Origin of the sequence: Vibrio sp. YT-17 (assembly GCF_033337375.1) — a bacterium.
Classification (GTDB): domain Bacteria; phylum Pseudomonadota; class Gammaproteobacteria; order Enterobacterales; family Vibrionaceae; genus Vibrio; species Vibrio alginolyticus.
This window is the reverse complement of record NZ_JAWOQP010000140.1, coordinates 1-1,190: the sequence shown is the minus strand read 5'-3', so window position 1 is coordinate 1,190 and position 1,190 is coordinate 1. Positions and strand designations below refer to the sequence as shown.

General features: G+C 47.3%; 1 protein-coding gene. It reads left to right on the top strand.

Annotated features, from left to right (window positions below):
• A partial coding sequence (tuf, locus tag R7F67_RS24485) for an elongation factor Tu (protein ID WP_017822038.1) occupies nt 1-1,184 on the top strand: 1,184 nt, incomplete at its 5' end.
• Between the last annotated feature and the right edge of the window lie 6 nt (nt 1,185-1,190).

Sequence of the window (1,190 nt, the reverse complement as noted above, 5' to 3'; positions counted from 1 at the left end):
TGTCTAAAGAAAAATTTGAACGTACGAAACCGCACGTTAACGTTGGTACTATCGGCCACGTTGACCACGGTAAAACAACTCTAACTGCAGCTATCTGTACTACTCTTGCTAAAGTTTACGGCGGTGTAGCTAAAGACTTCGCATCTATCGATAACGCTCCAGAAGAGCGTGAGCGCGGTATCACAATCGCAACTTCTCACGTTGAGTACGACACTCCATCACGCCACTACGCACACGTTGACTGTCCAGGACACGCTGACTATGTTAAAAACATGATCACTGGTGCTGCACAGATGGACGGTGGTATCCTAGTTGTTGCTGCGACAGATGGCCCAATGCCACAAACTCGTGAGCACATCCTACTAGGCCGTCAGGTTGGTATCCCATACATCATCGTATTCATGAACAAATGTGACATGGTTGACGATGAAGAGCTACTAGAACTAGTAGAAATGGAAGTTCGTGAACTTCTATCTGAATACGATTTCCCAGGTGATGACCTACCAGTTATCCAAGGTTCTGCACTAGGCGCACTAAACGGCGAAGAGCAGTGGGAAGCGAAAATCGTTGAACTAGCAGAAGCTCTAGATACTTACATCCCTGAGCCAGAGCGTGCGGTAGATCAGCCATTCCTAATGCCTATCGAAGACGTATTCTCAATCCAAGGTCGTGGTACAGTAGTAACTGGCCGTATCGAGCGTGGTATCCTAACTGTAGGTGACGAAGTTGCTATCGTAGGTATCAAAGACACTACTACAACTACATGTACTGGTGTTGAGATGTTCCGTAAGCTTCTAGACGAAGGCCGTGCAGGTGAGAACGTTGGTGCACTTCTACGTGGTACTAAGCGTGACGAAGTTGAACGTGGTCAAGTACTAGCTAAGCCTGGTTCAATCACTCCACACACTAAGTTCGAATCAGAAGTATACGTACTGTCTAAAGATGAAGGTGGTCGTCACACTCCATTCTTCAAAGGCTACCGTCCACAGTTCTACTTCCGTACAACTGACGTAACTGGTGACATCCAGCTACCAGACGGCGTAGAAATGGTAATGCCAGGCGACAACGTACAGATGACTGTAGAGCTAATCGCACCAATCGCAATGGACGAAGGTCTACGTTTCGCGATCCGTGAAGGTGGCCGTACAGTAGGTGCTGGTGTTGTTGCTAAGATCTTCGACTAATTCATA